Here is an 8,016-nt window from a genome sequence, read left to right on the forward strand (position 1 = left end):
CCTACAAAACGGGGTCAGTCCAGTCGTACTCGCGGGGATCGTCAGTGTCGTCGAGAAGGTTCCTGATCCGCTGGCGGGAACGGTGGCGAGGAGCACGGGAGCGGAGTGCAGTTCGATCTTCACCATCTCGTTGGGGCCGAACCCGCCGCCGGAGAGCGTGAGCTGCCCTCCCTGCGCGACCTCTCCTACACTCGCGGTCACTCCGCGTGTCTGTGTCCAGTCGGTGATCGCCTGCTGCACGATGTTGGCGACTTCGAGTACGCCGCCCTCGTCGGGGTGCAGGGCGCCGAGCTTCACACACACGTACGCTTCCGAGTCGGCGGGCAGGTATCCAGGGTCGCAGGTCGAGCCACTGTTGATGTAGAGCGTGATGCCGTTGATCCACGGGTCGGGGGTGCAGAGCGTGTTTGCTGCAGTCTGATCCCAGGTCGAGACGAAGGTGAAGTCGGCGGCGGTTGCGGCGGTTTCGATCGCATCGTCGAGTTGCTGCTCGATGTCGTGCAGGAACTGCAGGTCGACGCCGCTGTATGGGACGGCGTCGTCGGTGGTCGGCGCTGTGAAGCAGGCATCCGTCGCGTTGTTGGGGGCGACCTGTGGGTAGCCGACGACGAAGACCTGCGCGTTGGGGGCCGCTGCGCGAATCTCGGCGAAGCTCTGTGCGAGTCGGGGAGCGACCGAATCGCTGATGCGTCCTGCGAGGTACGCGGACGGGTAGGTGACCGGGTCGTCGAAGTAGTCCTTGCAGTTGTCGAACGCGCCGACCTTGTACTCGAGGTAGGCGGGGTCGCTGTCGACGGTGAGTCGCATACACGCGGTTGCGATCGACGAGAAGCCGAGGTCGTTTCCGCCGATCCCGACGGTGACGACGTCGGTGTCGGCGGTGAGCCCCGCCGACTGGAGTTGGGGTGCGGTCATTCCCGACAGGGTCACCTGCAGTGTGGAGACGTCGGGGAGCGTCGGCAGGATGACGTTCGGGTCGGTTGCCGGAACGGTGGCTGACCCGTAGCCGATGTTGGCGGTGATCGCGCCGGAGCAGGTCTGGTCGTTGATGGTGAGACCGAAAGCGGCGGCGAGAATGTGCGGATAGTTGCCGTCGGCCTGATAGCAGCCGTTCGGGTCGCCGGCGAACGGGCTGGTGTTGCTGAAGGGGGTGAGACCGAACCCCGCCTGATAGGAGTCGCCGAGTGACACGTAGTCGAGGCCGTCGAGCGGGCCGGATCCGCCGTTGGCAGTCGCTGGCGCTCCGGTGAAGAGCAAGAGGACAAGACCGGTCGTCGCAGCAACAGCCGCCATCAGCTTTCGCACGGCATCACCTTAGCGGCGCTGCCGCAGTCGCCACCACACGTGGCGTTTCGGATGCGGCGCCGGGGCCGTCTCGTCGAGGGTCTGCACCACTGTTGGGCGGCAGTGCTGCTGGCGCCGCATGTTCGGGCAGGGTGGCTGGCGATCGTCCTGAACCCCACGGAGGCACTCGGGATCGCTGCCTGGCTGGCTTCGCTGCCGGCGCCACCGTCCACGCGATCAGCAACATCGCGGCAGGGCTGATCGTCGGATATGAGCCTCGTCGGGCCATGTCGACCGCGGCCCGCTCCGTATCGGTGATCGGAGGGGCGACCTCGCTTCGGCCGCGCTCAGCACCCAGTGGAACTATGGCTCCGGGTACGCGCCATGTCGGTGATGGGTAACTCGTGCAACATCTACCGCAGAATCAGTTCGCGGGCGTTGCGCAGGGCGACCTCTCGGTCTGCGAGTTCCTCGGCCGCGACCAGCACATCCATGGCAGGAGTCACGCGACCGCTCAGATAGGTGCTCAGTCGGCTCGCGGACGTTCCGAGGGCAGACGCGAGCTCGCGCTGGGTGAGTCCGCTCGCACGCTGGGCGGAGCGGAGGCGTTCTCGGGCGACGTCCGACGACGTCCGCTTCTTGTGGTCGATCATCTCGCGTACGAGCGCCACGGTGGTGCGCGACTCTGCGGCCTCAGCGGCCTCCTCGAACACCTCGCGCAGACCCGGCTCGGATGCCACGGCGGATGCGAGACGAGACCAGTGCGGCGCGTAGCCCCGGTCGAGTGCGGCAAGCATGCCTTCGAACCCCCACTCGCGCACGGGGGCGTCGGGGGTGGTGTCGATGTTGCGGAATCGAAGTGGCATTCTCAGCTCCTTTCGGCACTCATGCAGCGACGTACGGGGCCAGTGCGCGGCAGTCGGCGACCACGTTCTGCCAGTCGTGCCAGCGCCGCTCGAGCTTCTTGTAGGTCGATAGATCGCGGATGCGGGTGTGATCTCTCGGCGATGGATCGACTAGTTGTCTGGCGAGCTGTGATTGCACAGGCCGGTCTTCCGGGTGAGAGGGGTCGGTGTAGTAGTCGTCGATCCGAGAGAGCACTGCGCCGATTCGCTCCGGACCGAAGCGATAGGACAGCGCGGCAACGTCGAGGTAGTCACGCATCTGGTTGCGCTTGACGATAAGGAAGCCTTTGATGCGCGCGATCTCGTCGAGGGTGGGAACCGTGATGGTGGAGCCGGTCGGCACGGTCACTGACTGAACCTCAAGCGGTCGGGTGCGAATCATCTGACGGACGCCCGCTTCGATACCGCCGAGTTCGCCGAGAATGATCTTGCCGGGAACTCCTCTGTTGAAGACCCAGTCGCCTTCCCGCTCCAGCGCATCGAGGATCTGCTCGTAACGATCCTGGAGATCCTCGATGATGTGATCGTGGTCGGTCGACATCCGGTGGCGCGCATAGAGTGCGGCGGCAGCACCACCGACGAGAACGGCATCCGGCACGCGGGCCTGCAGCCGTGCGGCCGACTCGAGCACGTCACTCAGACCCTCGGGGAGATCTGCCATCGCATCATCCATCCACGCAGATTATCAGATCAGATAACATACTGACGAGGGTCTACGCCCCTTAGGTGGAACTAGTCGCGGTCGCCCAGCCGGTGCCAGACGCCTTCTGAGATGACCTCGACCCGGTCGCCGTCGACGACGATCGCGGTCTCGTCATCCATCGCAAATGCCGGGATGTCGATCTTCGATGCCCACTTCTCGGCGGCTTCCATCGAGTTGCCGGGCCGATCGCCGACGGCGAGGTGCGGGCAGATCGCGAACTCGACGAGTCCGAGGCCGCGGTCACCGAGATCTGATTTTTTCCAGCCGACGAACTCCTCGCCGATCCGCGGGGTCATGACCATGCTGCCGGCGCTCATCCCGACCCACACGGTGTCGTCGAGTTCGCCAAACAGGTCGAGCATCCCTGATTCGCGGAGCCAGTGGTGCAGATAGATCGCGTCGCCGCCTGAGGCGCGCAGCACGTCGGCGTCGCGTACCTGCGGCATCCATCGCTCGTCGGGAATGCTCGGCAGCGCCGTGAGCTCGAGAAGTCCCACCGACTTCCACCCGAGCGAGACCATCGGGTTGCCGGCTTCTTGGCCCGCGGCGAACTCCCACGCCTTGACGCCCGGTCCGAGCCATGGATGGCCGTACATCGCGGTAGGAATACAGAGCGCTGTCGACTCTTCGATCGGCTTGCCGAGCAGATCGACGAGCGCGGCCTGGATGGTGGGGTTGGTTACCCCACCGGCGGTCAACAGCAATCGCATGATCTCTCCTTGTCGTCAGGGTGCCTCCTCAGCACCTCAGATTCCTCTATGCATGTCAAGCCGTCTGTATGTCTCTGAGGGGCCATAGGGGAGTCTTCGGAAAGGTCGCCGCGATGGGGGAAGGGGAAGAATGGCCGGGTGAGTTCGTACCGCCGTCCGCTGATCGATGCGCCGGTGTTCCGTGACGCCGACGGCCAGGTCATCGAGTACGGGAAGCGCTGGGAGGACTCACCCCCAACCGACACCTATTCGGTCGACACGCACCTCGAACGGTTCGCTCCGCTCCACACGGTCGCCGATGCGCTCGTGGCGCATCTCGCTGAGACCTATGACGTGCGGATCACGGAGGGTCCGGATGTCGTGGGCGATCTCCTTCGCCCGAGCAGGCCCTTCGTGCGGGCGGTGCGCATTGAGCCGAACGATCCGCGATGCGCTGGTCTCACGCTGGTCTACACCGACTATCCGGGAGTCTTCGTGCACGCGGGCCTGCTTCATGACTTCTTCTACCCGATGTGCGGCTGCGATGCGTGCGACTCGACGTGGGAGGCGGAGGCTGACGAGCTCGAGCGGCACGTGTTCGCGGTCGTCGGTGGCGGATATCGCGAGAGCGTCACCGACGGGCGCGAGCCGTGGATCGAGTTCACGCTCGCGAACCCGGACGGCACCAGTCGGGGTGGGCGCGGCGTCACGGACCTTCCCGCAGACCGCGTCGAGGCGGCCCGCCCGATCCTGCGAGCGCTCTCCGACGGCTGGGCGTCATGGCCCCGCGTCGCGGTTGAATCTTGACCCGCCCGCCGTCCACTGCCGCGGGCGACGACCAGTCAGCTCTCGGTTTGGTATCGGTCGGTCAATCGGGCGTGGCGAGGCGAGAGTATTGGTCAATGGGGCATCGGGTGGCGGCAGTGGCCTCGGGTCTGCTTGCGGGAGCGGTGTTGCTCACCGGATGCGGCACGTTCTACTCGGAGAAACTCCGGGACCTACCGCCTGAGGCGTCGAGCGTCGAGTTCGACGGGCTGGACCCGAAGCCGGCGGTCGTATGGGCAGACAACGGCGAGGACTGGTTCGTGATCACCTGGGGCAGCAGTTCATGCCCGAATGCTCCGGTGTCGCTGGACATGACAGCTCCCGGCCAGTTCAGTATCGAGCTCCGGAGCGAGGGTGGGCCGGTGTGCACGGCGGACCTGGGTCCGACGACTTTTCGGATCGCCGCGCCCGACGGTGTGACGCCCGCCGACTCGGTGGTCGTGGACATCGGTCCCGGTACGCTGCTCGAGCTGGAGCCGGTCGGGTAGCCCGATCATCCCCGTCGTCGCGCCGACGCGTGGCACCATGGCCGGATGACCTGGACGATACGCGCCGCCGACGCAACGGATGCCGACGCGTGGGCTGCAGTCCTCGTCCAGAGCTGGCAAGAGGCCTACACGCATCTCCTTCCCGACGGCTTCTTCACGCCCGAGTACGCGGAGTCGCGCAGGCAGTGGTGGCGGGGCACCCTGCGGGATCCGCCGCCGGGCGCCGTGTTTCGTGTCGGCATCCGGGACGAGCGGATTGTCGGCATCGCGATGGCGGGGGGCGCTACTGGCGCCGAGGGCGAGGACGTTCCGCGTGAGCGACAGCTTTTGCTGATCTACGTCCTCGGGAGCGAGTACGGCACGGGGCTGGCTCAGGCGCTGCTGGATGCTGTCCTCGGCGACGCCCGTGCGATGTTGTGGGTCGCCGAGCGCAACCCTCGCGCGATCCGGTTCTACGAGCGCAACGGCTTCGCGCTCGACGGCGTTCGTCGTGAAGATGAACACCGTCCGCTGCTGAGCTCGGTGCGGATGGTCCGCTGATTCCGTCGCCGCCGCGAGCGGATGGAGCCGCTCCAACGGCACAACGCGATAAGAGACACAACGCAAGAATGGGGGCATGACCTTCTCGCACGATGCCCCGCCGCTGCCGGGTCGGGCGGTCATCGCGCAGCGCTGGTCGCGGGCGATCTTCCTGCATTGGCGGGTGGATGCTGCGCGCTTGGCGCCGCTGCTGCCGCCGGGGGTGCGCCCGGACGTCTTCGACGGGTCGGGGTGGATCGGGCTCGTTCCGTTCGTCTTGTCGAAGTTTCAGTTCCTGCCCGCCCCGCCGGTGCCCTTTCTCGGCACGTTCAATGAGATCAACGTCCGCACGTACGGCATCGACGACGAGGGTCGGCGTGGGGTGGTGTTCCTGACCCTTGAGGCTGAGCACCTCATCCCGGTGCTGACGGCCAATGCGCTGTTCGGGCTGCCGTACCGGTGGGCGAGCATCGGCCATCGCTTTGATTCGATGGATGCCGCGACCGTCGAGTACCGCTCTCGGCGACGGCGGGTGGATGGCGCGGCGCGCGGCCCGGGAACGCGACTGCGTGTGCGGGTCGGTGATGAGGTGGTGGATGACGAGCTGTCGCGCTTCCTCACTGCGCGGTGGGGCTTTCACGAGCGTCACCTGGGGCAGACGATCTGGGCCGCCAATACGCACGAGCCGTGGCCATTGCGGCGGGCGGAGCTGCTCGGCATCCGTGATGGCCTTCTCGCTGACCGAGGGTTCGAGGACCTTGCCGCGCGCCGGCCGGATTCGGTGCTGGCGATGCCGATGGATCATCCTGGCTTCGTCACCCAGTTCGCGGCTCCCGTGCGGGTGCGCTGAGCGCGGCCTCCGTGTGCCTGGCGAGCGCAACCTCTTCACTGTCCGGGGGTCTTCCCTCGCGCCACGGTGGTCTGTCGGGTGGGGGCGGCGGATCCCACGCCCATGCCCAGGGAGCTTTCGTTCGCAGCGCGCGCGGACTCGCCGGTTCGCCGCGGGGCCCCAGATGACCCACGGGTGGCACGAGAACGAACGCGCCGTGACCGTCGCGGATGATCTTCCACCTGTTGTTGTGGAGCTGCATGTGGTGGAACCGACAGAGCAGTATGCCGCGGTCGATGTCGGTACGGCCGTTCTCGGTGGCCACGTGGTCGATGTGGTGGGCTTCGCAGTACGACGCCGGCACGGGGCATCCTTCGCCGGCGCATCCGCCGTCGCGAACAGCCAGCGCGATCTTCTGTTTCGTCGTGAACAGGCGCTGCTCGTGTCCGACATCGAGCGGGTTGCCGCCGGAATCGACGGTGACGGTCACGGTTCCGTTCATGCAGATGTTGCGGTCGACGACCGATCCGGGAAGGGCGTCGCCGCCGTCTTCGGCGTGCCCGGTCTTGATGAGGCGGCCGATCGGGTCCCGTGGCCCCTCAGCTTCGCCGACCATGACGATGCGTACCCCGGGTTGACGTGCCCCGAAGACATCGGAGGCGTTGGCGAGTGCCCCGGCACGGATGAGATCGACGAACAGGTCGTATTCGAGTTGCTCGTTGCTGCGCGGATCGTCCGAGAGCTCCTTCGCTGCGGCGCGGTCGGCATCCGAGATGAACCGGGGGCCACCCCGCCGGGGGCGCAGCGCGGCGGCGAAGGTCGACCGCAACCAGAGCGCCATCTCATCGTCGAAAACGATGTGGCCGTGGTGCTGTCCGTGTTGGTCGATCCATGTGCGCAGCGACCGCTTCTCATACCGCTCCTGGAACCGGTTCTCGGCGCCGACCGGGTCGAGGATGTCTCGCAACTGCCGGGCCCGCGACCGCAGCTCTTCAACGGACGCCCCAGCCACCGCCTCATCGATGAGGGTCTCGGCTGCGACCGACCACGCGAGCACGGCGGATGCCGGGTCTACACCCTCAGCCTCGGGCTCACCCAGACCACTGCGAATCGCATCGTGCTGGGCCGTCGTCAACCGCCCAGCCCACAGGGCGGCCTGCAACGGTGCATGCCAGGGCGCGCGGGTGGTGTCGGGGGAGTCATCCGTCGCCCGTGCCGGCTCAGCACCCGAGGCAGCACCCGCATCCGGCGCGGAACCATCGAGCAGCGACTGCCCGACACGAACCTGCCGCAGCGCATCAGCGCGCGTGCCGCCGGTGATCGACTGCACGAGGGCAACGGGCGACGCGTGCCCCTGCGTAGCCGCAAGCCCGGAATGACCGTTCTCACGCTTCGACCGCTGGGCGGCGACGCCGGCGACCACCGACTGCAACCGTTCCGCGTCGTTCGCGATGCCCGTGACCTCGCGTAGCACCTCCAGCACTGATGCATCACTGAGCGCTGCGGCGCCGGACGGGAGGCTCGAGGGCTCGACATCCAGCTCAGCGAAAACCGCGAGGCGGTCCAGCCGCTCGCGCATCGCCGTGAGGATGTTCATACGCTCACTCTCTCACCGACCTCCGACATTCATCGCGGGCCGAAGCCAACCCGAAAACAGCCTGTGGACAGGTCATTTCCCGAGCCGCCTGGGGAGGAACCGACGCCCCCGAACGCACCGACCTAAGCTCGACACCAGACCGACGTCGGCGCACCTAGGTGTGATGTCCAGGCAGGT

Annotated in this window: 9 protein-coding genes; 4 read left to right on the plus strand and 5 right to left on the minus strand. The window is 66.7% G+C overall.

Annotated features, from left to right (window positions below; all coding sequences use genetic code 11):
* The 4 genes from B4F19_RS08060 to B4F19_RS08075 form a co-directional block, all read right to left on the minus strand.
* Window positions 1-1,305: SGNH/GDSL hydrolase family protein (locus B4F19_RS08060; protein WP_292733991.1), on the minus strand; the 1,305-nt coding region annotated here is incomplete at its 3' end.
* 392 nt (window positions 1,306-1,697) lie between these two features.
* Window positions 1,698-2,150, minus strand: coding sequence for a helix-turn-helix domain-containing protein (locus B4F19_RS08065; protein WP_292727046.1), 453 nt, complete (start codon window positions 2,148-2,150; stop codon window positions 1,698-1,700).
* Window positions 2,151-2,169: 19 nt separating this feature from the next.
* On the minus strand, window positions 2,170-2,862 hold the full coding sequence (locus tag B4F19_RS08070) for a hypothetical protein (protein ID WP_292727044.1): 693 nt from the start codon (window positions 2,860-2,862) through the stop codon (window positions 2,170-2,172).
* Between the two features lie 59 nt (window positions 2,863-2,921).
* Complete coding sequence (locus B4F19_RS08075) at window positions 2,922-3,602, minus strand: Type 1 glutamine amidotransferase-like domain-containing protein (protein ID WP_292733995.1); 681 nt, start codon at window positions 3,600-3,602, stop codon at window positions 2,922-2,924.
* A 138-nt stretch (window positions 3,603-3,740) separates the two neighbouring features.
* Between B4F19_RS08075 and B4F19_RS08080 the strand changes: the two genes are divergently transcribed.
* The 4 genes from B4F19_RS08080 (at window position 3,741) to B4F19_RS08095 (ending at window position 6,263) form a co-directional block, all read left to right on the plus strand.
* Entirely contained in the window at window positions 3,741-4,388 is a 648-nt protein-coding gene (locus tag B4F19_RS08080; RefSeq protein ID WP_292733998.1) for a DUF6226 family protein, read from the plus strand.
* A 95-nt stretch (window positions 4,389-4,483) separates the two neighbouring features.
* Entirely contained in the window at window positions 4,484-4,894 is a 411-nt protein-coding gene (locus B4F19_RS08085) for a hypothetical protein (RefSeq protein WP_292734001.1), read from the plus strand.
* 45 nt (window positions 4,895-4,939) lie between these two features.
* The gene (locus B4F19_RS08090; protein ID WP_292734004.1) at window positions 4,940-5,434 is read left to right on the plus strand and encodes a GNAT family N-acetyltransferase; all 495 of its coding nucleotides are present in this window, start codon (window positions 4,940-4,942) and stop codon (window positions 5,432-5,434) included.
* Between the two features lie 76 nt (window positions 5,435-5,510).
* Window positions 5,511-6,263, plus strand: coding sequence for a YqjF family protein (locus B4F19_RS08095; protein WP_292734007.1), 753 nt, complete (start codon window positions 5,511-5,513; stop codon window positions 6,261-6,263).
* Here B4F19_RS08095 and B4F19_RS08100 read toward each other — a convergent pair.
* Window positions 6,229-7,839, minus strand: coding sequence for an HNH endonuclease signature motif containing protein (locus tag B4F19_RS08100; RefSeq protein WP_292734010.1), 1,611 nt, complete (start codon window positions 7,837-7,839; stop codon window positions 6,229-6,231). The two genes, B4F19_RS08095 and B4F19_RS08100, sit on opposite strands and share 35 nt — an antisense overlap.
* Between the last annotated feature and the right edge of the window lie 177 nt (window positions 7,840-8,016).

Origin of the sequence: Microbacterium sp. UBA1097 (assembly GCF_002313585.1) — a bacterium.
Classification (GTDB): domain Bacteria; phylum Actinomycetota; class Actinomycetes; order Actinomycetales; family Microbacteriaceae; genus Microbacterium.